The sequence below is a fragment of the Candidatus Methylobacter favarea genome (assembly GCF_902806695.1).
In the GTDB taxonomy this organism is placed as follows: Bacteria; Pseudomonadota; Gammaproteobacteria; order Methylococcales; family Methylomonadaceae; genus Methylobacter_B; species Methylobacter_B favarea.
Genome location: NZ_CADCXN010000052.1, coordinates 1 through 24,168, shown reverse-complemented (window position 1 = coordinate 24,168; position 24,168 = coordinate 1). Strand labels below are relative to the sequence as shown.

20 protein-coding genes and 1 pseudogene are annotated in these 24,168 nt (G+C 46.0%); 16 read left to right on the top strand and 5 right to left on the bottom strand.

Going from position 1 to position 24,168, the window contains the following annotated elements:
- Positions 1 to 27 precede the first annotated feature (27 nt).
- From HUX64_RS06755 to HUX64_RS06745, 3 genes are all read right to left on the bottom strand, one after another.
- Positions 28 to 2,844 (bottom strand): class I adenylate cyclase, encoded by a 2,817-nt coding sequence (locus HUX64_RS06755; protein WP_174625477.1) that lies wholly within the window; start codon positions 2,842 to 2,844, stop codon positions 28 to 30.
- A gap of 135 nt (positions 2,845 to 2,979) precedes the next feature.
- Positions 2,980 to 4,383, bottom strand: a complete 1,404-nt coding sequence (gene argH, locus HUX64_RS06750) for an argininosuccinate lyase (protein WP_174625476.1) — start codon at positions 4,381 to 4,383, stop codon at positions 2,980 to 2,982.
- Positions 4,384 to 4,484: 101 nt separating this feature from the next.
- Positions 4,485 to 7,577, bottom strand: coding sequence for an efflux RND transporter permease subunit (locus HUX64_RS06745; RefSeq protein ID WP_174625475.1), 3,093 nt, complete (start codon positions 7,575 to 7,577; stop codon positions 4,485 to 4,487).
- 347 nt (positions 7,578 to 7,924) lie between these two features.
- Between HUX64_RS06745 and hemC the strand changes: the two genes are divergently transcribed.
- From hemC to HUX64_RS06680, 11 genes and pseudogenes are all read left to right on the top strand, one after another.
- A complete protein-coding gene (gene hemC, locus HUX64_RS06740) occupies positions 7,925 to 8,851 on the top strand; it encodes a hydroxymethylbilane synthase (RefSeq protein WP_174625474.1) in 927 nt (308 codons plus the stop codon).
- On the top strand, positions 8,848 to 9,636 hold the full coding sequence (locus HUX64_RS06735; protein ID WP_174625473.1) for a uroporphyrinogen-III synthase: 789 nt from the start codon (positions 8,848 to 8,850) through the stop codon (positions 9,634 to 9,636). The genes hemC and HUX64_RS06735 overlap by 4 nt, the downstream gene beginning before the upstream one ends.
- A complete protein-coding gene (locus tag HUX64_RS06730) occupies positions 9,620 to 10,840 on the top strand; it encodes a uroporphyrinogen-III C-methyltransferase (RefSeq protein WP_174625472.1) in 1,221 nt (406 codons plus the stop codon). The genes HUX64_RS06735 and HUX64_RS06730 overlap by 17 nt, the downstream gene beginning before the upstream one ends.
- 7 nt (positions 10,841 to 10,847) lie before the next feature.
- Positions 10,848 to 12,077, top strand: coding sequence for a heme biosynthesis HemY N-terminal domain-containing protein (locus HUX64_RS06725; protein WP_425484248.1), 1,230 nt, complete (start codon positions 10,848 to 10,850; stop codon positions 12,075 to 12,077).
- A 699-nt stretch (positions 12,078 to 12,776) separates the two neighbouring features.
- Positions 12,777 to 13,241, top strand: a complete 465-nt coding sequence (gene rpsF / locus HUX64_RS06720) for a 30S ribosomal protein S6 (RefSeq protein WP_174625470.1) — start codon at positions 12,777 to 12,779, stop codon at positions 13,239 to 13,241.
- 30 nt (positions 13,242 to 13,271) lie between these two features.
- Positions 13,272 to 13,499: a 30S ribosomal protein S18 gene (rpsR, locus tag HUX64_RS06715; RefSeq protein WP_174625469.1), complete on the top strand. Its 228-nt coding sequence runs from the start codon at positions 13,272 to 13,274 to the stop codon at positions 13,497 to 13,499.
- A 39-nt stretch (positions 13,500 to 13,538) separates the two neighbouring features.
- Positions 13,539 to 14,405, top strand: a complete 867-nt coding sequence (locus HUX64_RS06710) for a hypothetical protein (RefSeq protein ID WP_246246935.1) — start codon at positions 13,539 to 13,541, stop codon at positions 14,403 to 14,405.
- A 50-nt stretch (positions 14,406 to 14,455) separates the two neighbouring features.
- Positions 14,456 to 14,905, top strand: a complete 450-nt coding sequence (rplI, locus tag HUX64_RS06705; RefSeq protein WP_174625468.1) for a 50S ribosomal protein L9 — start codon at positions 14,456 to 14,458, stop codon at positions 14,903 to 14,905.
- Positions 14,906 to 14,967: 62 nt separating this feature from the next.
- Positions 14,968 to 16,239: a lipid IV(A) 3-deoxy-D-manno-octulosonic acid transferase gene (gene waaA / locus HUX64_RS06700; RefSeq protein ID WP_174625467.1), complete on the top strand. Its 1,272-nt coding sequence runs from the start codon at positions 14,968 to 14,970 to the stop codon at positions 16,237 to 16,239.
- Between the two features lie 393 nt (positions 16,240 to 16,632).
- Positions 16,633 to 17,383, top strand: a pseudogene (locus tag HUX64_RS20390) (transposase).
- 291 nt (positions 17,384 to 17,674) lie between these two features.
- Positions 17,675 to 17,887, top strand: a complete 213-nt coding sequence (locus tag HUX64_RS06680; RefSeq protein WP_174625463.1) for a hypothetical protein — start codon at positions 17,675 to 17,677, stop codon at positions 17,885 to 17,887.
- A gap of 136 nt (positions 17,888 to 18,023) precedes the next feature.
- Here HUX64_RS06680 and HUX64_RS06675 read toward each other — a convergent pair whose 3' ends face one another.
- The gene (locus HUX64_RS06675; RefSeq protein WP_174625462.1) at positions 18,024 to 18,275 is read right to left on the bottom strand and encodes a site-specific integrase; all 252 of its coding nucleotides are present in this window, start codon (positions 18,273 to 18,275) and stop codon (positions 18,024 to 18,026) included.
- Between the two features lie 839 nt (positions 18,276 to 19,114).
- Between HUX64_RS06675 and HUX64_RS06670 the strand changes: the two genes are divergently transcribed.
- The 5 genes from HUX64_RS06670 (at position 19,115) to HUX64_RS06650 (ending at position 22,783) form a co-directional block, all read left to right on the top strand.
- Positions 19,115 to 20,185 carry a tyrosine-type recombinase/integrase gene (locus HUX64_RS06670; protein WP_174625461.1) on the top strand — a complete coding sequence of 357 codons (1,071 nt, stop codon included), beginning with the start codon at positions 19,115 to 19,117 and terminating at the stop codon, positions 20,183 to 20,185.
- A complete protein-coding gene (locus HUX64_RS06665) occupies positions 20,182 to 21,054 on the top strand; it encodes a hypothetical protein (RefSeq protein ID WP_174625460.1) in 873 nt (290 codons plus the stop codon). The genes HUX64_RS06670 and HUX64_RS06665 overlap by 4 nt, the downstream gene beginning before the upstream one ends.
- Before the next feature lie 131 nt (positions 21,055 to 21,185).
- On the top strand, positions 21,186 to 21,389 hold the full coding sequence (locus HUX64_RS06660) for a hypothetical protein (protein ID WP_174625459.1): 204 nt from the start codon (positions 21,186 to 21,188) through the stop codon (positions 21,387 to 21,389).
- Positions 21,386 to 21,640, top strand: coding sequence for a hypothetical protein (locus tag HUX64_RS06655; RefSeq protein ID WP_174625458.1), 255 nt, complete (start codon positions 21,386 to 21,388; stop codon positions 21,638 to 21,640). The genes HUX64_RS06660 and HUX64_RS06655 overlap by 4 nt, the downstream gene beginning before the upstream one ends.
- A gap of 57 nt (positions 21,641 to 21,697) precedes the next feature.
- Entirely contained in the window at positions 21,698 to 22,783 is a 1,086-nt protein-coding gene (locus HUX64_RS06650) for a bifunctional DNA primase/polymerase (RefSeq protein ID WP_174625457.1), read from the top strand.
- A gap of 721 nt (positions 22,784 to 23,504) precedes the next feature.
- Here the strand turns inward: HUX64_RS06650 and HUX64_RS06645 are convergent.
- On the bottom strand, positions 23,505 to 23,789 hold the full coding sequence (locus tag HUX64_RS06645) for a hypothetical protein (protein ID WP_174625456.1): 285 nt from the start codon (positions 23,787 to 23,789) through the stop codon (positions 23,505 to 23,507).
- Between the last annotated feature and the right edge of the window lie 379 nt (positions 23,790 to 24,168).

Below are 24,168 nucleotides of genomic sequence, written 5' to 3'. Positions count from 1 at the left end.
AATACGCGGCCTTGATATAAGGTCAGCTCAGCTATTTAATTTAGCCTCTATTTTTTGTTTGTAATTCAGATAATGAATGGTCTGCAACTGATCGGGAGTGTCTATGCCGAAGGCAGAAAGGGGGAGGTCAACATCAGTAATATGGATTGGATAATCAAGTTTACTTTGCCTGAATTGAATAATATATTGATAAGTTGCATAAAAAACCTGCTTGCCGTGATCCAGTGAAGAAAATTCCTGATCATTGCAGTAAATTGTATAGTTTATGCCATGAGGACTTGCTATTCCGCTGATGCGGAGGTTTAGTTGTTTAATTGTAAATGGAGTTTTCAAAAATACCGGTTTGCATGAAAACACGCCAGCAGGATTTTTCCGAATTTCGTAATACTCAAGGTTCATGATGCTTTCGAAAAGATTACGATTGAGGATAGCTTCCAAAAAAGCCGAATATTGATTTAAAAGCTGATTAAGGTCTGAGTTTTGGTGCTGCTGTGTATAGAGGGCTCCCTTTTCGTCAATAATATAAATACTGATATGAGTTTTGCCTTGACAATAAAACACCTGAATTATTTGAGGTTTATTCAGCGTATAAATAAAAGGGATAGGGCTATTGTCAAGCACAGCCTGATCAAAATGTACCGGACTGAAATGTGCCTGGTGGCTGGCCAGTTCTTTTAGCAGCAGATCTTTTGTCGCCAGTTTACGAAAACTCAGGATCTTGTTTACAGTCTGGAAAATATAAAACGAGCTTCCGCCCGCCAGGATATACCGCCATGAACGGCTGCGCTGCTGTTTGGAAAAAAGTTTTATTAAAGTATTAAAAACCGCTTCAACCCGAAGAATAATGCTTTTGGCTCGAACCGGCGTATAGCACACAATAGTCAGATCATTCGAAGACAGCGGTTTTTTGTTATTATTGACAAGCTCTGTCAGGCAATTAAATAATCCGTCTATATTTTCGTATTGGCCGGTAGTGACTTCACTCCAGCTGGATAGTGAAATCTTATCCATGGTTTGAACAAAACATTGCCGGTCCATGCCGTAACTTAGCGCGTCAGAACGCTCACTCATAACGCAAAGGCTGTTTTCGCAGGCCTCAGGCCCGGCTATCCCAAGGTTTATAAAAACCAGGGATTTGGTCATGGTTTTGGCAGTCTGATAAGCCTCCAGTGAATTTTTACAGTCAAAGTTAGCGGTTAAAAACTGGTTCAGGCAGCTCAGCATGGAATGCAGCTCTTCCTTGGTTGTTTTAAGTGAAATTGTGCTGAAATGCACTTGCACTTGCTTATGATACAGGCCGTTTATGATCAGCCAACACAGAATTTCAATTAAAGTCTGGCATTTTTGTATGGGTTCAAAGTCCGATGCATTAGCCATCTGAACATGTTTTAAAAACAAGACCCATCCCGAAGTCCTCTCGTTAAAGCGGCTTTCTACAATAGATAGCTCGGTTTCCCGGCAATGAATGGCAGAACGGGTGGTAAGTATTTCAATCTTGCCGGGTTTTTTTTCGAGAAAGGAATATAACTTCCTGCCTATCAGTTTCAGATCGTTACTGTCTTGAGAATTTTGGTTAACATGACTGCCGGCAAAGCCCATGATCATCCGGTAACAGTGGATTAATTGCTGCAGAATAATCGCATGTTCCCGGGTGGCTTTTTTTATATCCCAATAACGCTGCCTGTTAAGGTCAGCCAGCGTGGAGGCAGGCCAATTCCAGTTTTTGGCGATATTGGCCATATATTCCTGCCTGGATTCGCGGGTTTGGGCATTCATGGGATTGCCGGAAGAGCCCATGATTTTTAAATAAAAGCTTTGTCGAGCCAAGGCTAGTCTTTCGAAGCTATTCGTTTTCTGCAGATAAGCTTCGACTTTTTGATAAATTAACAAATACGGGTCGAGATCGATAACGGCATAGTTCCCGTGATGGACGGCTTGTTTTACCTCCTGACAAAGCCATGCGGTATGCGGATATTCGCTGGCATAGCACTCCATCAATAATAACTTCAATAAGGATTTGTGCGGAGAGTGAAGGGATTTATAGATATGCCAAAGCGTTGCGCTAATAAATTCTTCAGAGGGAACGGCATCCAGGCCACCAAAATCGATAAATTCCTGGTCATAAAAAATAAACCGGTTTTCTTTCAGGTGATTGACATAACTTGTATAGTTGTTTTCCTGATGCGGGGGAACCAGCCACCAGACCGGACTTTTTCCGGCTATATAAATCGAAGTTCGGTAAAACTCTTCCAGGAGCAGATAGTGCTGGGTTTGGCCGCTGCTTTCCGATGAAATCGGGGTATTGTGGCCGAGCCGGAATTGCTCGCTATCCATCAGAAAGAAATGCACTTCCAGCGTTAGTGACGCCGCCCAGCTTTCAATTGCCGTGGCTTTTTTTTGCAGCTCATCAATTTCAGAAGGCATTAGTCCGGATTGATGGCATAGCCAGATATCCATATCGCTGCTTTTGGAAAATGCAATGCTGCCTACGCTGCCCATTAAAAACACCCCTTCAATGGCAGAGTTTTGCAGCGGATTAGGGGTGTAGCTGAAATTTTTTGCAAACTGCCCCGCCGCCTTTATTGCCTGGCTGCCGGGGCTATAATTCGCTATTCCTGCGGGTGTGCCCGAAGAAATAAATCCCGGCAGTAAAGGCAGGTTGCGATCAAAAATCAAGGCTAACAACTCCAGGAAAATCCGTTGCCGGGGTTGCAGAAAGTCCTGTATGCGTTGGGCCCGAATCTGATGCAGTCTTTTAAAGCGCTGCCTGACTGTTTGCAGATCCTGTATGCCGATATCTTCGCCGGGAGAACCTAAATGGATGGGGGGATATTGTTTTGCCACAGTGAAACAACTCTATATTTATTCCTGCCAAGTATAGAGCAAAGAGCGAATTACAATGGCTTGGGCATCAAAAGAACAAACAGGAAAAACGTGTCCGGCCTTGCGTCTTAATCTTTTTTAGCGGCAAGATAAATATTAGTGACGCTGGATAGCCTGCAAATTTTGCCGCGCTGTTAAAATTGCATTTTTTACGGTATCGGGGGCGGTGCCGCCGATATGCTTGCGCGAGGCGACCGATCCCTCCAGTGTTAAAACGTCGAAAACATCCTGTGTAATCAGTGGTGAAAATTGCTGCAACTCCGGCAGAGATATTTCTGACAGGTCACGGCTGCTTTCTATGCCCAGGCGCACTGCCAGGCCCACGACTTCATGGGCATCGCGGAAAGCCATGCCTTTACGCACCAGATAATCGGCCAGATCGGTGGCCGTGGCGAAGCCGCGTTTGGCTGAGTTGTACATATTTTCTTTTTTGGGACTGATATGAGGCACCATATCGGCATAAGCGTGCAGACAATGGATCAAGGTGTCGGCGGTATCAAACAGCGGCTCTTTATCCTCCTGGTTGTCCTTATTGTAAGCCAGCGGCTGGCTTTTCATGAGCATCAGCAGTGATATTAAATGGCCTGTAACCCGGCCTGATTTACCGCGCACCAGTTCCGGCACATCGGGATTTTTCTTTTGCGGCATAATCGAAGAGCCGGTGCAGAACGCATCGGGAATGTCGATAAAGTCAAACTGGGCGCTGGACCACAGGATTAACTCTTCAGAAAAACGCGATAAATGCATCATGATTAAACTGCCCGCGGCACAAAATTCAATGGCAAAATCACGGTCGCTTACCGCATCCAGCGAATTGGCAGCAGGGCGGCTGAAGCCGAGTAACCCGGCTGTCATGAGGCGGTCAATCGGGTAGCTTGTGCCAGCCAATGCCGCTGCCCCCAACGGCATGATATTGATCCGTTTGCAGCACTCCTGAAGCCTTTCCTGATCGCGGCTTAGCATTTCAAACCAAGCCATCAGGTGATGTCCGAAGGTAATCGGCTGGGCAACTTGCAAATGCGTAAAGCCCGGCATGATAGTGTCGGCATGCTGTTCCGCCAAATCCAGTAGGGCCGTTTGCAGACGCGTCAGCTGATCGGTAATATTTTTAATTTCGCTGCGTAAATACAGACGAATATCCGTTGCCACCTGATCATTACGCGAACGCCCGGTATGCAGTTTTTTTCCGGCTATGCCGATTAAATCGGTGAGTCTCGCTTCAATGTTCATATGAACATCTTCCTGCTTGATCGACCAGACAAATTCGCCGCGGGAAATTTCCTCTCCGATTTGAGTCAGGCCGCTGATAATACCGTCGCGTTCTTTTTCCGTCAGAACGCCTATTTTGCACAGCATGGCGGCGTGTGCGATCGAGCCCTGAATATCCTGATGCGCCATGCGCCGGTCAAAATCTACAGAAGCGGTAAATACCTCAACAAAGGCATTTGTAGCCTGGGCAAAGCGGGCGCTGGAAAGCTTGCCGGAATTAACGTTAGTCATTATCGTTTATGCGCAGTAACTGAAAAGCTGAAATTATACCGCTAAACCATAAGGCCCGAGCGCTAAATGAAGGTAAGGTTTGCCTGGACGGAATACTGTTATCAATCGTGTGGTTTAGAGCTGAATTTACCATAGCGCACCAGCATGGCCGGCAGCAATAGCAGATTTAATAGTGTGGAAGAGGCTAATCCCCCTATGATTATCGCCGCCATCGGCCCCATGATTTCCCTTCCTGGATTATCGCTATTGAAAGCGATCGGGAACATCGCCAAGGCCGTTACCAGCGCCGTCATTAAAATGGATGGCAAGCGTTCCTGGGCGCCTTGAATGGCTGTTTCCAGACGCCAGTTTTTTCCTTCAACTTCGATTAAATATCGATAATGTGAAAGCAGCATAATGCTATTGCGCACGGTAATGCCGAATAAGGTGACAAAGCCTACAATTGAACCGACCGACAAGGTTGCTTCGGTAATTACCACAGCCGCAACACCGCCAATTATGGCGAAGGGCAGATTGGCCAGGGTTAATAAAGCATGCCGGACAGTGCCGATGGCGATATAAATAAAAATCAGCACGCCGGCTCCAGCCAGCAATGCATGCAGGATTAATTCCTTGCGAGCCTGTTCCTGTTCGATGGCGGCGCCGGTGAATTCGGGATAAATACCGGCCGTAAAAGGGACGTCCTTTAATATGCGCGATTTAAGCTCCTGCATAAAGTCATCGAAATCCCTGCCGATAATAGCGGCGGTGACGGTTTGCCGCCGTTGGGAATTTTGATGAAGAATATTATAGCGGCTGGCTGAATGTCTGATTTCGGCAACTTGTCCCAGCCTGATTATACTGCCGTCCAGCGTTCTGATGGGCAGTTGGGCAATCGATTCAGGCTGCTGTCTCAGGCTGGGCGTCAAGGTAACGGCAATGTTGCAGATTTTATTGCCCTGGATATTTTTGCCGACTACCCGCGTTTCGTAAGCGGCCTGCACAACATCAATAACCTGAGCAGGCAAAACGCCCCGGAAGTTGAGCTGGTCAAGATTGAGGTTAATTTGCAGCAGGGGCGTGGCGGGCGGCGAACGCAGCTGCACATCGGCGGCGCCGGGAAGCTCACGGATAATCCGGGCGGTTTCCGCGGCGATAGTATCAAGCCTGTTCAGGTCATTGCCGTAAATATTGACGACAACAGGAGCAGTGTAGCCGGAAATGGTTTCATCGACCCGCTCGGTTAAAAACGTATTGGCTTCAAATAAAATACCGGGAAAGTCAGACAGAATCTCCCTGAGCCTGTCTTTTACCTGCTGTTGTTCCTCGCCTGAAAGCGGCTCAAGACGGACTTCATACTCACTGTAATGACTGCCGTAAGTGTCAGCGCCTCTTTCCGCCCGGCCGGCCCATTGCGATACCGATTGCACGCCTGGAATGGTCATGAACTGCGCGGTCAGCTTGCCGCCGATCCTTATCGATTCCTGTAAAGACGTGCCCGGAATGCTGCTGGTGTGGACAATATAATGACCTTCGCGCAATTCAGGCAGAAATTTGCTGCCGAGGCTAAAAAAGGCCGCCAGTGCTGATAAGCACATGATAATACTGGCGGCAATAATCCAGTTAAAATGCCTGGAAACAGCAATCAGCAAATTTTTGTAGAGAGGCTTGATACGCCTGATAAGCGGCGGCTCACTCGTATCGCTGATTTTACTGCCGAGCAAGGCAAAGCACAGCGTCGGCGTCAAGGTGAGCGCTACCAGTAAGGACATTAAAATGGCCATAATATAAGAAATTCCCAGCGGCGCAAACAAGCGTCCCGCAACCCCGTTCAAGGTCAACAACGGAACAAAGACCAGTGCGACTATAAAACTGGCGTAGACCACCGAGCTGCGCACCTCCAATGAGGCTGTATACACCACTGCCGCTACAGGCAGCGGCCTGGCTGATAAACGGTTTTCACGCAAGCGCCGGAAAATGTTTTCAGTATCAATAATGGCGTCATCAACGACTTCACCCAGCGCAATGGCCAAGCCTCCAAGCACCATGATGTTGAGATTCACGCCTGTTTCCAGCAATATAATAATGGCCCCGGTCAGCGACACGGGAATGGCCATTGCAGAAATAAAAGCAGTGCGCAAATTGAACAAAAACAGGTACAGAATAATCAGCACGAACAAGCCGCCGAATAGTAAATGTCCGGATAAATTGGCCAGTGATCTTTCAATATAATCGGCAGGGCGGAACAGATGGGAATAAAAATTAATAGCCTGGTTACTGAAAACAGGCTTGAATTCCTTCAAAGCCTCTTCAACCTGTCTGGAGACCGATAAGGTATTGGCGCCGTATTGACCGATAACCATCATGACTATGCCAGGCCGGGCCATAATTTGCGCCGCCCCGATTGGCGGCTCGGGTGCATAGCCAATCGTAGCGACTTCGCCTAAAGTAATCGTGAGGCCCTGATCGCGCTTGACGAGGATTTTTGAAAATTGTTCAGGAGATACGGGCTGTCCCGCAACCTGCAAGGTGAAGCGCTGGTTTTTATTTTCCATAAAACCGCCGCCCTGAATATTTCCGGCCTGCGATGCAGCCTGAATAATATCATCAAGCGCAAGATTAAAACGCTGTAGTTGTAGCGGATCAATCTGAATTTGCAGCTGCTGAACTTCGCCGCCGAATACATTAACATCAGCTACGCCCGGCACCGCCAATAAACGCGGCACGATCGTCCAATCCACGAGACTGCGTAAGCTCATTAAACTTTCAGTATCGGAATTCAGTCCAATTGTCAATATAGTGGCGGATGACGATGAAAGCGGCAAGACGACAGGTCGGCCAACAGTGGGCGGCAATTGCCTGGATAAGCTGGCCAGCCGTTCGCTGATCAGTTGGCGATTATGGTAAATATCGCTGTCATCCACAAAAGTCGCAGTAATAATGGATAAACCCTGAATGGATTCAGAACGAACAGACTTCATGTCCATCAGGCCAGTAATCGACATTTCGATTTGCCGGGTAACAAGGACTTCAACCTGTTCGGCGGAAAGGCCCGGCGACTCGGTTTGAATAATGACCCGTTTGGGGGAAAATTCTGGAAAAATATCCAGGCCGGCCGTGGCGAAGCGATAACCGCCATAGAGCAGGATCAATACCGCAAGAGCGATAACGATGCCGTAAAAATGGATGGAAAAACGGACGATGGCAGCTAGCATGGCATAGATTGATAATTCGGATTATGCACAAGCTGGAAGCGGCTTGCAGATTTCCTGCTGACAGAGTTAATAAGTTAAAAAATCAGGCTAGTCCAAAAATAAACGCTTGTTGATCATGACTTTTATAAAACAAGTGAACGGATTTCGCAGAACTTGCGCTATTAACTTGTTGACATGATTTAGAGACTCTATTGGAGAAATGCTATAAGAATTCAGGCAGTATTAATAAAAAAATCGATTAGTTTATACTTTTGCCCTTTATCTTGAGCTGACAAAAATTACTGTTTAATAACATATCATTAAGCTAAATAGGGTTACAATAAACATTTTTAAAACGACGATTTCTTGTGGCTGGAAAAATTATTCGCATCGCAACGCGCAAAAGTCCTTTGGCATTATGGCAGGCAGAGCATGTTGCAGGGCTTTTGGAGCAGGCATTTCCAGGAGAAAAAACTGAACTGGTTAAAATCTCCACTCGAGGCGACAAAATCCTGGATGCGCCTTTAGCCAAGGTCGGCGGCAAAGGTCTTTTTGTCAAGGAATTGGAGCAGGGCATGCTGGAGGGCTGTGCCGATATTGCCGTGCATTCCATGAAGGATGTGCCGGTGGCATTTCCGGCAGGCTTGCACTTGGCCGCCATTTTACTTCGGGATGATCCGGAAGACGCCTTTGTGTCCAATCATTTTTTAACCTTCAATGAGCTGCCGGCGAATGTCAGAATTGGTACGTCCAGCTTGCGCCGGCAATGCCAGATTAAAGAAAAATATCCTCTTGCTGAAGTATTGCCTTTACGAGGAAATGTGAACACACGCTTGGCCAGGCTGGATGCCGGAGAATATGACGCCATTATTTTAGCCTCAGCCGGTTTGAAAAGATTGGGCATGGCGAATCGTATTACGCAAGGCCTGGATACATCAATAAGTCTGCCGGCAATAGGGCAGGGCGCTATAGGCATAGAATGCCGGGTAGATGATGCGGAAATTAATGCAATGCTCGGTAAATTGCATGATTGGGAAACCGGTCTGTGTGTTGCCGCTGAAAGAGCGATGAATGCGCGCCTGAACGGCGGCTGCCAAGTGCCGATTGCAGGATTTGCGCAGCTTCAGGGCGAGCAGATCTTTATGCGCGGGCTAGTCGGCAATCCTGACGGCAGTCTGCTTTACCGGGCTGAACGTTCAGGCCGACGCGATCAGGCCGAGTCCATTGGCCGTCTGGTTGCCGAAGACCTGTTAGCCCAGGGAGCAGCCAAGATACTGCAAGAGCTGTTTCAGTGAGTAAGCTATTGAATAGGGCGCGCATTCTGGTAACTCGACCGGCGCACCAGGCAGAAAACCTGTGCCGTTTAATTGAAGAGCATGGAGGCATACCGATCCGGTTCCCGACATTGGATATTGTCGCCGTGGATGATAATTTTACCATCCGGCAATCCTTGTCAGATTTGGACAGGTTCCAATGGGTCTGTTTTATGAGTGCAAATGCAGTAGATTTTGCTCTGAAAGCGAATAGTGGCAGAATAGCTCGATTAAAAACAGTGCGTTTAGCGGCTATAGGACAGGCCACGGCCCATGCTTTGGAACTGGCCGGGCTGCCAGTCGATCTCATGCCTGAAAAAAATTATAACAGTGAGGCATTGCTGGCGATGCCTCACTTACAGCATGTCCAGGAGCAAAAGTTTTTAATTATTCGCGGCGAAGGCGGCCGTGATGAATTAGCAACTACCCTGCGAAATCGAGGCGCACACGTAGAATATCTGGATGTATACAAAAGAGTGCTTCCCGGCATTAATGCTGCACCGGTTTTAAGGTTGCTGGCAGAAAATAAGCTGGATGTAATTACCATAACCAGTGTTGAAGCCTTGCAAAACTTATTAACGATGGTGGGAAAAGGACAGCACAAGCTGTTAAATGAAGTACCTCTGGTGGTGATTAGCGATAGAATCAGGCATATGGCCGCAGAAAGGGGCTTTGAGCGAGTTCATGTGTCGGATAGTCCTTCAGACACAGCAATTGTTGAGAAACTAACATTGATTGACGGGGAACAAAGTGACCGAATTGATTGAAAAACAAGAACCGGATGCAGGCGAGGGCTCAATAAGGCAGCGATCGCGCAGCGGATTCTGGTTTGGTGTCATTATTTTGCTCATTATAATGGCAATTGCAGGAGCAGGCTTTTATCTTTTTCAGCAGCTGCGCAGTCAACAGCAGGATTTGGGAGGGGAGGTCAACAAAGGCGACATGCAAGTCATAGAGTTGTCCAGGCAGATTAGCGGTTACCAATCGCAACTGGCGGCTATTCAGTCCCAACTGGCAACCCTAGAAAAAGACATCGCCGGTAAAGACACCCATTTTACTAAAACCCTTGCTGATTTTTCCCAGTTGCATAACGAAAAGCTGAATAACACCCGAAAGGAATTAAATAGCGCAATTCAGCAGGTACAGCGCCAGCTTGGAAAAACGCGCGGTGACTGGTTAATTGCAGATGCTGAATATTTATTAAGCGTCGCTAATGAAAGATTGCATTTAATAGGCGATGTCAATACTACCCGGGAAGCTTTAGAGGCGGCCGATCAACGCCTCAAAGAAAGCGGGGACGCGGGGGTATTTAAAGTACGCGAGCAAATCGCCCACGAAATCGCAGCGCTCCGATCTACAAATACGCCTGATATTGTAGGTATATATTCTGCAATCAAGACACTGCAAGAGCATGTGGATAAATTAGTATTGGTATTACCCTATTCTGGAAAAGCCTTGATTACACCTGCCGAGCCAGCATCACCTTCGAATACTGATAAAACTAAAGAAACGCCGGATATGCTTGACTCTGCCCTGGATGAACTTCACGGCATAGTTACCATCCGGCGCTCGGATCAGCCCATCAAAGAAATATTAACTCCCGAAGAGGCCCAGTTTATTCGCGAGCAGTTGAGAGTAAAACTGGAAATGGTAAAAATGACGCTGGTTCAGCAAAATGAGCCGCTATATCAAGCCAGTCTGGATGATACAAAAAAATGGGCTGAACAGCATTTTAATCAGAACAATGACGCCAGAAATTTTACTGCTGAACTGGACCGATTAAAGACAATCAAAATTCACAGTCAATTTCCCGATATCAGCGCCTCTTTAAAAATGCTCAGGGATGTTAGCAAGCTGAGAATAGAAACAGACAAGGCAGTGCAGCCCGATGAAGAGGTAAAGCCAGCTGAAGCAGTGCAACCCGATGAAGAAGTGAAGCCAGCTGAAGCTGTACCTGGAAAGCAGCAATAGAGAGATGATGAAAAGTATACTTTATTTTTTAGGATCGCTCGGTTTAGCAACTCTAACTGCTTTTGTGGTAAGTAAATGGCTGAGCGGATTCGATAACCCTGGCTATGTTCTGATCGGTATAGGGCAATGGTCTTTGGAGACATCCCTGGTGTTTTTTTCGGTAAGCCTGATTCTTGGGTTTTTTGCATTTTATGTGTTTTTCCGCTCACTGGGCTGGTTTCTAAGACTGCCGAAACAGATCACCACCCGTAGCAAAAACATTAAGTTTAACCGTTCCCAGGAAGCATTGATTGCCGGCTTAGTGGATTCTGCTGAAGGTAACTGGGAAAAAGCCGAAACCGTTTTGATTAAACATGCCTCTCATAGCGGCGCTCCGTTGATTCACTATCTGACCGCAGCGCGGGCGGCGCAATCGCGTGGAGCATTTGATAAAAGGGATGAATATTTGAAAAAAGCGGCTGACCAGGCGCCTGGCTCTGATGTGGCGATAGGTCTTACCCAGGCAGAGCTGCATTTATCGGGCCATCAGTTTGAACAAGCTTTGGAAACGCTGACGAGATTGCATTCAATAGATCCAACACATGCTACGGTATTAAAATTGTTACATCAAACCTATCAGCAACTGGGTGATTGGGAAGGCATTAGAAAACTGCTTCCGGCATTGAACAATAATAAGATTCTGATGGAGGCCGAAGTAAAATTACTGGAGACTGAAGCATTCAGTGAACTGTTAAAACAAGCTTCGGAAAAAGACAGCAGTGAAGAAATCCAGGCATTATGGGCCGAAATTCCGGCTCACATAAAAAGAATGCAGGGCATTTCGGCAATATATTTTGCGGCAATGATTAATGCCGGCGCCGGTGCGGAGATTGAGCGTGAACTTGCTGACGTCTTGTCCGTAAACTGGGATCAAACATTGCTGGCATTGTTCGGCAGCGTGCAATCTAATGATACTTTCGGGCAGCTGCAAATTTCCGAACAGTGGCTCTCCCGGCATCCGGACGATGCTGTGTTGCTGACAATTTTAGGCAAGCTGTGTCAAAAATGTCAGGACCCTCAAAAAGCAGAATTTTATTTATCCAAAAGCATCGCTATTGACCCAACTGTCCAGGCTTATCAGTTATTAGGCGATTTATACTATGAGCAAGGGAATAAAGACAAAGCCAGTGAATGCTATAAAAATGGCCTGGAATTGGCTTCCAGTGAAATTGCCAAGGATATAAACGCCCTATCCTGAATAATTTCAAACGCTATATTCCACATAACTCAAACACGTTTTTCATAGCTCCTGATTTTCTGGCTGCCACGACTTTAATCCCACCTATCTTAAGCTCGCTGCACACCTTTAGCTGATTATCTGGAACCGTGCAGTTGTGATTATCCCCCGATCCGGTAAATCCTAAAGGAATACTCTGCTCTTGGCGATCACCTTCGGATCATTTGCGATTTTTTTCCAAGTCCTCACACTGGCATTATCCGCGCCCAATAAAGGGCGTTTAAGCCTATTTCCCGGCAGCACGGCGGTAGCGTCTCATAAGCAATAAGCTGACCATCGGCGCGAAACATTGGCAAAATGTCCTCGTGGCAGAAAAGTTAAAGGTTTTGGGCTCGGAATTCTCGCTCCGTACTTGGGCAATTCCCAGGCCTGATCGCACTGTGCAATGCCAAGGCATGGAGGTGCTGCTGTCTGTTGTTTTCGACGTCGCCGAAGGGCGATCCAGTGATAGTCGCTAGGGTAAATAGCAACAGAGAATCTGCTTCCAGCCTTTTTCCTAGTCAGCTTGTAAATGAAGTTAGCTGCTGCTTTATAATATGGTCCTTTCCAAACATTGAAAATATCTTTATAATAGTTAAGTTAAACGGGGCATTGAGCCTCTCCTTGCTTTACCATCTGCTTTTAAGACAGGGGTGGAAGGCCTTAACCGTAAGGAAAAATATGCGACATTATGAAATCGTCTTTTTAGTCCATCCTGATCAAAGCGCTCAGGTTCCCGCGATGATTGAACGTTACAAGTCGACCATCGAGTCAGCGTCGGGCGCCATTCACCGGTTGGAAGACTGGGGCCGTAGACATCTGGCTTACCCGATTAAAAAAATCCATAAAGCACATTATGTGTTGATGAATATTGAATGCGATCAGGCTACCTTGGCGGAACTGGAAAGTGGCTTCCGGTTCAATGATGCAATTTTGCGCAGCATGACGTTGTTGCAAAAACAAGCGATTACTGAAATATCCCCGATTGCGACTTCAACTGCAGATGAAAACCAAGCAGCAGAATCCAGGGCCAAGGAGGCTGCAGCCAGAGAAACAGCAGCGGTGGCAGCAGTGGGAGATAGCGACGAAATTGATCTGGACAATATCGACGAAGACGTGAATGCTGACGAAATTATCCCCGAATAAACTTCTAACTTTTGAATTACGAGAATTATTATGGCACGCAACGTAAGACGCAAAAAATTCTGCCGGTTCAGTGCAGAAGGCGGCACCGCGATTGATTATAAGGATCTGGATTTATTAAATGATTATATTACGGAAACCGGTAAAATTGTTCCCAGCCGTATAACCGGAACCAGCGCTAAATATCAAAGACAGTTATGCGTTGCCATTAAACGGGCACGTTTTATTGCCTTGCTGCCTTTCTGCGACGCTCATAAATAATACACGGCAAGGGCATTGAGGTTCCTGGCGGCATACATTATGCGAGGTAGAGTGCAAGCCATGATGGTGGCTTCAACCCTTGCCCTGTTATCACTGGTTATGCCTCCTGTGAGTATTTTCAGTTCAGCCTCTGTTGCTCTCGTTACCTTGAGACGCGGAGCTCTTGAAGGCTTAACTATTTTACTATGCTCAAGTGCTGCAGCAGGGCTATTAGGATTCTTTCTCTTAGGTAATTTCCAGTTTGCACTACTGTATGTAATAGTGTTGTGGATGCCTGTCTGGTTGATTTCCATAGTTTTAAGGGAAGGACGGCATTTATCTCTGGCTGTCGAAATCGCGGTATTAACAGGCATGATAGGCGTTATAGTTTTCTATCTCTATCATGCTGAACCGGCGGCGATGTGGAAAAGCATCCTTACCCAAATAGTGCCGGCTAATGCCCCGGTTGAGAATATTCAGCATACTGTCGATATTCTCTCGCATTACATGACCGGCATCGTCGCTGCCGGTACAGTATTTGGCCTGCTATTCGGCTTGTTTCTTGGGCGGTGGTGGCAATCAGTGCTATATAATCCGGGTGGGTTCAGGCAGGAATTTTTATCGCTGAGTACAAAGCCGAGGCTGGCGCTAGGCAGCATCGCGGTCGTGGCGATTGCTTGGGCGAGTTCAGGAGTGACGTCTGAAATTTTCTGGAACATCACCATTTTGCTGTTTGTGCTGTACACCTGTATTGGAACGGCTGTATTACATACGGTATTCGCTTCTATGAAATTGGCGCGCTATATGGTGCCGATGTTTTATCTGACATTATTTTTAATACCGCATGCCATGCTGCCGGTCGCTTTAATCGGGCTAAGCGACGCATGGATGGACTTACGAAAAAAAACCAACCAAACTAACGCCTGAGGGCACAAAAATAGTCGGCCAAAGAGCCGAAAATATTGAGGTATTTAAAAATGGAAGTTATTCTTCTTGAAAAAATAGCAAACCTGGGTAATCTGGGTGATAAGGTTGCAATTAAATCAGGCTATGGCAGAAACTATCTTATCCCGCAAGGCAAAGCTGTTGCTGCAACAGCTAAAAAAATGGCTGAATTTGAAGCTCGCCGCGCAGAGCTTGAAAAAGCTGAAATTGAAAAGCTGAACGCTGCTCAAGCCCGTGCCAATGCATTGAGTAAAATTCAAATTGTAATTACTCATAAAGCCGGTGATGAAGGAAAGTTGTTTGGCTCGGTGGGTACGCAAAATATTGCTGATGCAATTACCGAAGCCGGTTGTGCTGTTGAAAAACACGAAATTCGTTTACCTCAAGGCGCTATTCGTCAAATTGGCGAATACCCAATCGACATCACTTTACATACTGATGTTGTGGTGACCATGCCAATTAAGATTGCTGCTGAAGCATAAGCTTTAAAGGTGCAAGGCTGCAGGGGACGCTAGTCACTCCCCGCCCCTTGCACCTTTTAATCATGCGGGCTGTTTATTCCTCCCTTTTTTACCTGTTAGTTCCTTTCATACTGTTTCGCCTGATATGGCGAGGTATTAAAGCACCCGCCTACCGCCGACGATGGCGCGAGCGCTTTGCTCTGTATAATAAAAAGTTTCCTCACGAGGTTATCTGGTTTCATGCTGTATCAGTAGGGGAGGCTGAAGCTTTATTCCCCTTAGCGCGGCGGCTACAAACACAGCATCCCGATAGCAGGCTATTAATTACCACTATGACCCCTACCGGCTCAGCCCGGGTTAAAGCGGTGATGAAAGAAAGCGTAGAGCACGTCTATTTGCCTTATGATATTCCCAGTGCAGTGAATCGGTTTATGCAGAGCTTTAAGCCGAAGATAGCCGTTATTATGGAAACTGAAATCTGGCCAAACCTGTTTGCATACTGCGGCAAAAACAAAATTCCTTTATATATTATCAATGCCCGGTTATCGGAAAAATCCGCACGCAGCTATCAAAAAATTCCATGGCTCATTCATCCTGCTTTGGCGCAGGTTAAGCTCATTGCCGCCCAAACACAGAAGGACGCCGACAGATTCTTGGCTATCGGCGCGGCAAATGAAAATGTTGAAACCTTGGGTAATATAAAATTTGATATTGAAATCCCACCCGAAACCCTTCTGCAAGGGAGGCAATTAAAAGCTGATCTGTTTGACAAAAGGTTTGTCTGGCTGATTGCCAGTACGCATAAAGATGAGGAAATACTATTTATCGAAATTTATAAGCAAATAAAACAGGAAATTCCGGAATTATTGCTGGTTATTGTGCCGCGGCATCCTGAGCGCTTCCTGGAAGTTAAAAAATTATGTGAACAGCAAAAGCTGAAAGTTGTTCTGCGCACATCTGGTGAGAAAACTCTAAAACATACGGATGTTTATCTGGTTGACACAATGGGCGAGTTAAAGCCGCTTTATGGCTCCTCAGATGTGGCATTTGTCGGCGGCAGTATGGTGCCGGTGGGCGGGCATAATATTCTGGAAGCCGCTGCTGTAGGAGTTCCAGTAATGTTTGGACCTTACATGGCTAATTTTAAGGAAATAGCCCAAGAGGTGCTGAAACAGGATGCGGCAATACAATGCCGGAATAAAGACGATATTGTGAAGACAATTCATGCCCTACAAGCAGATCCTTTATATAGAAAATCGTTAACCGAAAAAGGCAAATTGTTTGTTCTTCAGAATCAGGGGGCAATTGCCAGAATCAGTGACATCCTTAATCAGGATATTATTAAAGCAGAATGAGCCGAATGGTTTAGATGTAAAAACCTGAACTTGATCAGACAACCGTAAAAATATTGCAATCAAACCTGATAATGAAGGGCTACAATAGATTTACTTGTGATCATAACAAGTTAATATTGATATTTATTTAAAATACACTTTTTGAAATCGAGTGGTCAAGAATGAGCTTCAGTACCAGATTTTTTAAACGGCATAGCCTACATTCTATACAGGTTAAACGGATCGGGATAACTCTCAAGCCCTATTTTGAATATTCGAGATCAACCTAAATCGACATTTAAAAAACAGTATAATTAACCTGAGTTCGGGATAAAAAAAGAAGCAGGTTTTTATTATAACAAGGAGAAAATAAGTTTTCGAGGCTCACTTTCTCAAACAAAACACCTGCTAGTAATGAAATTAACACACCTATTCTGCGATGCGGGCAATTTTTGCCGAACCTTTAATAGTTGAATGGCAAAAGAATCAACTCATTCAAGGCGGCAAGAAAGGTCATCCCCCGCATCGCATGAGCTATAGCGAAATGATCATGATTTTAATGGCTTGCCATCAGTCAGGCTTTCGAACCTCTGCATAGGGTTTTACCTGAAGCCTGTACACTGCTATGGGTCATCCGGCTTGCCTAACGGGGGTGAGCTATAATCGCTTTACCGAATGATGCCAGACCTGTTAGCGCCCATTACCGCCTCTATGAACAGTCGTCTTCGCAGGCAGCGCTTTTATTGATGCTATGCCCCTGAAAGTCTGCAAGACTATCCGTATGTCACGGCGCCCAACCCGGGTCAGGAAAGCAGGGCGCGGCAAGTCATCGACCGGCAAGCTGTTAGGCGACCGAGACACTATTTCCAAAGAATTAACCCGGCTGTTGGCTGGCCGGGATCTTAAACTGATGACCGCCCTGAAAAACAACTGAAAGCTCAGGCTAGGGATGCCTTTAATCAATTACTGCAGCAAGCGCAGCCTCATCGAAACCCTCAATGATCAGCTCAAGAATATTGGCGATCTTGAGCATTCGCAGCATCGCTCGTTGAGCCCTTACAGGTCCCCTATCATGGCCAGTTTACCGGCTTATTCCTGTCAGGATAAAAAGCCGGCTCTTCAATTACGTGAGGCTGATTTACTCCCTCTTTTACAGAATGCTTAAACTGAACTCAGGTTAATTAGGTTCTGTAGAAAAATGCCGGGGATTCTAGAACGCGGTGCTGTGAATTTTACGCAGTGGTGGGCAGCGGCAGTTATAGCTCACTCCTTTGGGCAAATGGAATTCAGCATTCAAACTCTTTTCCAGAGGGGGCAATCAGGATGTTTAGCGGGGAATGCCTAGTGGCTACAGCCAAAACCCCGCTTTACAGCACATCTTGATAGATAGCACTATTACTCGCCCCCAAGCCGGAAGCGGGCTATTTTACATCTGGTAGAGGTACTTAAACAGTGGATGAAAAGCGGCATTGATGTTGATGTTACGACCTTTTTAAAAGGCACTCAGACGGTTGAAATCGGCGGTACTTTAATTAGCGGCCGCCCGCCTGAAAGCGTTTATCCGATTGTGTCAAAACCAAGCCAGGAAAAATACTACACCACAGCAGGAAAAGCGCCTCTCCTCCCTAATTCCCAGCCAACGGGCAGTTTAGCCCAGCATCTTAGCTAAACGTCGGCTCAAATTGACATAACGGCTCAGCATCTGCAGCGACTTGTGGCCGCCAATCGCCTTTAGCTTCATCACGCTCAAGCCCTTCTAGTCCCTCCGGGTGATGGCCTCGTGGCGGAGGTCAGGAAAGCGCAAGTCAGCAATAGCCTCCAGCGCAGGGATAGATAACAGCATGGCACGTACCGTTTTTGGTATCCGGCAAATACGCCAAGCGGCCTTTTATCCCACTGCGTTTCAAGCCGTGCAGCTCGCCCCGGCGCATCGCTGTTTCAATCGCCAGGATAACAAAAGCCTGCATTTCCGGATTGCAGCCGTCCAATATTTTTTGCTCATCGCCTACTGCCAGGCGCCTGTCCCGGCTTCTGGCCGCTTTTAGCTTGCGGATCATAGTAACGGGATTGGGGAGCGGGAAACCCCACTCTTTAATAGCAATCGTAAACACGTGCGACAGCAGCGCCAAGTCTCTAGTGACCGTGCTGCCGGATAAGCTCTCCGCTAGCCGCTTATCCCGTCATTTTGCAACATCGACTTGCTTGAGGGTGCCGATGGCTTTTGCCGAGAGGGTTTCGCGGCTATCGACATAGGTCCTGACGCCCATGCCGGACGTACTAGTCGAAGCTCAGCGTTCGGCCTCTGAGCGGGTGTGAAGGTTCGGGATATGCTTTTATAGCCGTGTCTGCAAACCCGGCAGCACCAGGAGTTTCCGCGTTTTGTGAAGGTAGCGATAATTCCCCCTTTGCTTTGGCGCTTGCCGGTAAAAATTTGATAATGCCACAGCTCAGCAAGGTACTCAAATCCCTGTCAATAAATAGCATGCCAAAGCTTATTGGAACTCCAGTGGAACAAAGGCCGAGGGATTATTTTTAAGAGACTGTAATTTATTGATTTCTTGGTGCCTCGGGCCGGAGTCGAACCGGCACAGTGTTACCACCGAGGGATTTTAAGTCTAATGAAGTCCAAAAACGCCAACTCGCCCCAACACACAATAATAATGAAATCAATGGCTTAACTGGTTTGCTTGATTGTCCTGCATTGATGTTTATTGCCCTTTATTAAAGGCAATTGCGACAAAATTGCGACAAAGTATTATAATGAAACCCTAGAAACAACGCGGGCCTGAAGGTGTAATCAGCACCAGCAAGCCCTTACCATCAACTTAAATTCGGGTTAAGCAAATGGCTGACAGCATTATATCAAATGCCGGTTGCGATCCCCAAGGAAGCAATCATGGCAAGCATCAAAACCCGCAAAGCTACGGACGGTACAAGCCGCTACACAGCGGAAGTTCGTTTAAAAGGCTATCCTGCCCAAACCGCCACTTTTAAACGGCTCACTGACGCCCGGAAGTGGATTCAAGATATCGAGAGCGCCATCAGGGAAGGCAGACACTTCAAAACTATTGAGTCCAAAAAGCACACCTTCGCTGATTTAGCCGATAGGTACGTTAAGGACGTATTGCCCGGCAAGCCCAAGCAACAGTCACGGCAAAAAATGCAAATCGAATGGTGGAAGGAACGCCTGGGCGCTTATCTCTTGGCTGATGTAACCCCGGCGCTCATTGTTCAGTTTAGGGATGAACTGGCAAGCGGAACAACCTGCCGTCACACCAAAAGAAGCCCGGCCACCGTAGTTCGCTATATGGCAGCTTTATCCCATGCTTATACTATTTGCGTAAAAGAATGGGGCTGGCTGGATGATTCACCCATGCGGAAAGTCAAGAAGCCGAGGGAATCACGCGGCAGGGTTAGGTTTTTGGACGATGACGAGCGGCAAATATTATTGATTGCCTGTAAGGAATCAAGGAACAAATATCTTTATATGTGTGTGATTCTGGCATTGTCCAGCGGTATGAGGCAGGCTGAATTAATGTGCTTGAAATGGCCGGATGTGAACCTTAAGGACGGTTATCTAATTTTGCACGAAACCAAGAACGAGGAAAGGCGGCGCGTTCCCTTATCCGGCTTGGGCCTGGAGCTGCTAAGAGAACATGCCAAAATCAGGCGCCTGGATACCCCGCTATTATTTCCTAGCCATACAAACCCGCACAAGCCGCTAGATTTACGCAGCGCCTTTGAGTATGCCCTGGATAGAGCAGAAATCACTGATTTTCATTGGCACGATTTACGCCATTCCGCAGCCAGTTATCTAGCCATGAATGGGGCGTCACTGGCCGAAATTGCCGAAGTATTAGGACATAAAACCCTGAGTATGGTGAAGCGTTACGCCCATCTATCCGACGGCCATGTTAGCAACGTGGTTGCCAGTATGAATCAGAAAATCTTTGGGGGTAACGTTTGATTATAAAAAAAACTCAAAAGCCAGCATATCAGCTTAGGGAGTTAATCAAGGATGAAAGTAAAATATTTGATATTTTGCAATCTGCCATTGATGGAAGATTTAATATTTACTATCAAAACGTTGGTATTAAACGAGTAAGGTTAAAAACTAAACCAATCCTAGGAGGAGTCCCGCATAAAAAAATAACTGCATACTTAGATAATGAGTTTATTCGTTTGCAGCAATATAATCTTAAGGAACTGCGCTGCAATCGACAAACTGAGTTACTTATAATTTTTTCTAATGATTGCGATTTTATCAAGTTTCAAGATAGCGAAAATTTTGACTTAAATGACGTTGATATTTTTGCAACATTAGACGAGCAGAAAAGCATCATGATAAGGCCCGAAGATATAAAGTATCTTTTTATCAAGGCTGGAGATGTTATAGCTTTTGAGCGGGAGCTTGAATGCGTGAGCAATGAACATCAAGCCACAACAAACGCACAAAATGACGCTCTAAAGCAAGCCGAAACTGTGGGGAATGATGGTGCGGGTAGTCAAGACAACACAGAACTAGCAAATACAAAGGTTACTAAAGTCAGCCTAAACGATACCGGCTATTCATGTTTGCTAAATGTTCCCAGTAAAGTCGATGGTTGGTTCCAAGCTATCGATGATATGTGCCGTGAATATTTTAATCAGCACACAAAAATGCCGAATGAAACTCAAGCATGGTCGCGATTATGCGCAAGCCCGCCGGTTGGCTACTTAATCACAATCGTCAAGGATAGGGGGGAAGATTGTTTGAGCATGCCCGGCATCAAACTGATGAGCAAAAGTGCTTTTTGTAAAAGATGGGAGAAGTACGCCGCCAATAAACCCCAATAACGCCAATAACAGATTTTAAACCCTGCCACCGTTTCAGAGCTGGCAAATAAACTGTAATGACTCTAACACAAGGGAAACCTTGTGGAAAGCCTGCGAAAGCAGGAAAAAAACTTTCTTTTTGGAGTCATTAAATGCCAAATTTTTCAACAGTAAAACAATTTGCAGAAAAGTACCCCGCCTTTACTATCGGTTGCCTTCGTTCTTTAATCTTCCAGGAAAACAGCAATGGCCTTGCCAATTCTGGAGCAATAGTCCGAATTGGACGAAAAGTGCTGATTTCAGATGCTAAGTTTTTTGCTTGGGTTGAAGCACAAAATAATGGGGGTGCGGCATGAAGCAGACATTTTCCCCACGCTGGCTACGTGCAATCGGGGCATTGCAGAATGGGCCTTTGATGCGAGAAAACCTGGATGCAATAGTTGGGTGCAGTAATAGTCCTGAGCTTGTCGCCAGTCTTAGGCGTAAAGGGCTTGAAATACCCTGTGAGCGGGTTAAGCGATACGACAAAGATGGGAATGCCTGTTATCCGGGGCAGTATAGCCTTACCCCGGAAGACAAACAGATTGTTAAAACTTGGTTTGAATAAGCATTCTTGGGGCAGCGTTCGCAGCGTTGCCCTAGTTTTGATCGAAGGAAATCGACAATGAATTATAGCACGAAAGCGCTTGATTGCGCTTTGAATTATGCTGAACGAGGATGGTTTGTCATACCACTACACTCGGTTGAAAACGGGCAATGCACTTGTAAACGGCAATGCAAAAGTCCCGGCAAGCATCCCATCTTTAATAACTGGCAGGCAAAGGCAACCACAGACCCTGCCCAGATAAAACAATGGTGGAACAAGTACTCATTCGCAAATATCGGCATCGTTACCGGACAGAAATCCGGCCTTGTTGTCATCGACATTGACCCGCGCAATGGCGGTGATGCAAGTCTGCAAGATTTAATCGATGCATACGCCGATTTTAACGCGATTCTAGCCACTTATACGGTCATGACGGGCGGTAATGGCAGCCATTTTTATTATCATTACAGCAAGGCGTTTAAATCGCTTAAGAACCATGGCTTAGGCAAAGGTATCGACATTAAAGCCGATGGCGGCTATATCCTGGCTCCGCCATCAAATCACGTCAGCGGCGGCGTTTATTCTGTGTTACACGACTTTGAGCCGTTACCCTTGCCACCCATGTTGATTGACCTGATAACGGCAGGCCAAAGCGAAAGTACCAGCAACAAGCCCGAAATTGTCGAAGGAGGCCGTAACGATACGCTCATGGCACTTGCAGCCGAACAGTTCCGGCAAGGTAAGACGTTAGAGCGGGTTCAGGTTTTTCTGTTGGAGGAAAACACTTTACGGTGCAAACCACCGCTTGAGAATAAGGAGGTTATCGGTATGGCAAAAAGTCTTGCCAGCAGCTTCAAGCCGGAAGCCGCGCAAGCATCATTCAAGACTCAATGGCAGCAAGCCATACTTGAGTCCGGGTTAGGGAGCGGTTTTGCCCATGTTCTTATGGCATTGTCCTTGTATATGGATGTAGAAGGACGGAACTGCTACCCCACGGAGGAAACTATAGCGGAGCGAATACGCATTACCCGGAAGAGTGTCAGTGGACATTTAAAGAGAGCCGTGGATGTTGGATTCCTGAGTCGGTACTTGCGTGGCGTAGAGGGTAAGCGGGGTTTCAGTTATGGCTACATTGCCCAGATACCAGCAAATCAAGATAGGTAAATTTTACTCATACAACGTGTTTAGATGGGTAAATTCTTCCCGTTAGCGGGCGCAAATTACCCCCTAACATTACAGTAATATTATTCATAGGGGAGAGGGTTTAGAGGAGTGGTGAACCAGAGTTATTTAAAAAGGTAAATATAGTGGAGTTTGTGTTAGTTAAACAAAATTAACTAGCTATAAGATTGTCATTCTTGGCCAGGACAAAGTAACTAACAGCCGGTATTAGTAGAACAGGCCAAACTCCACATTTTACATCTTTTATCGATTTTATCAGTGCAGGGTATAGGCATTTTTCAGCAAAAAACACTGAAATTAGCAGGAATCAAACAGATAACTGTATCAAAATTAAACTTATTAAAACCGAAGGGAACAGGTATAGCAAAATTAGAAAAAGACAACAGCGGGAATAAAGCGGGGAGGCCATCGGGTAATACCCCACCTCCCTATCAGTCCCAGTTACCTCCCCACATCTTTTGCCCAGTGAGAAGGGGGGTTTAGTCCTAAAAAATACAAGGAATCCACATGCCCAACAAAAATTATTAAAAAATTAAGCTAACAAAACCCCAACAATACCACAATAGTACCCGAATAAAACCCTAACAAAACCCCCACATTACCATGAGGCGTACTAAGTTTGAGGGTAGTTCGTTGGTTGAAATTTTAATCCAGTGAATATCAATTGATTATTGCCGGTACCAAACGCTAAATATTGTCTTGTTCATTCTTTGCAGTCGCCAACGTGTTTGGACCAGTAAGAGGCGTTCAAGCAATTATTAGTACATATATCTAAATTATAGTATTCAGCAAAAAGACCTCCGGTTGGTATATCTCTGCATTTTTCAGGCACATAGGGCAAGGCTTTTTCTCTACACGCACTTTTAACTTGAATAACGGCCAATCTGTCATTTACGCCCTTCATATTCTCAAGAATACAATCGCTATATTCACCGGCAAGACAGGATTCGGCAATTAACAAGATTAACAGCAGTAGGGTTTGTTTCATTTGAGATTCATATTAGGTTCGTTGATAAAAAAGCGGTGAAGGTAAGTCCTGTTTTTGTTCATGTTAGTGCCACATCGGATTACCATTAATTCGGCATAATTGCAGATGTTCTAAGGTTGCCATTTTGTTGCATGATTAATTCTATTGTGTAGCCACTGTATTGATAACCATCAAAAGAAAAATTAAAAGTTGAATCTGCTTTGTTGTAAGTCGTATCTGACCCAAAAAGATAATTTAAACCATACCATTTTGGGCATTGCTAAATAAATATAGACAATGTATAAGTTTTGGAACATTCAGATGCCTTGGGAGGGCGTGATGGATTGTCCAAAATGCGGCAAGCAAGCGAACTGCAAAGACGGCCGAGCGAATGGCCGTC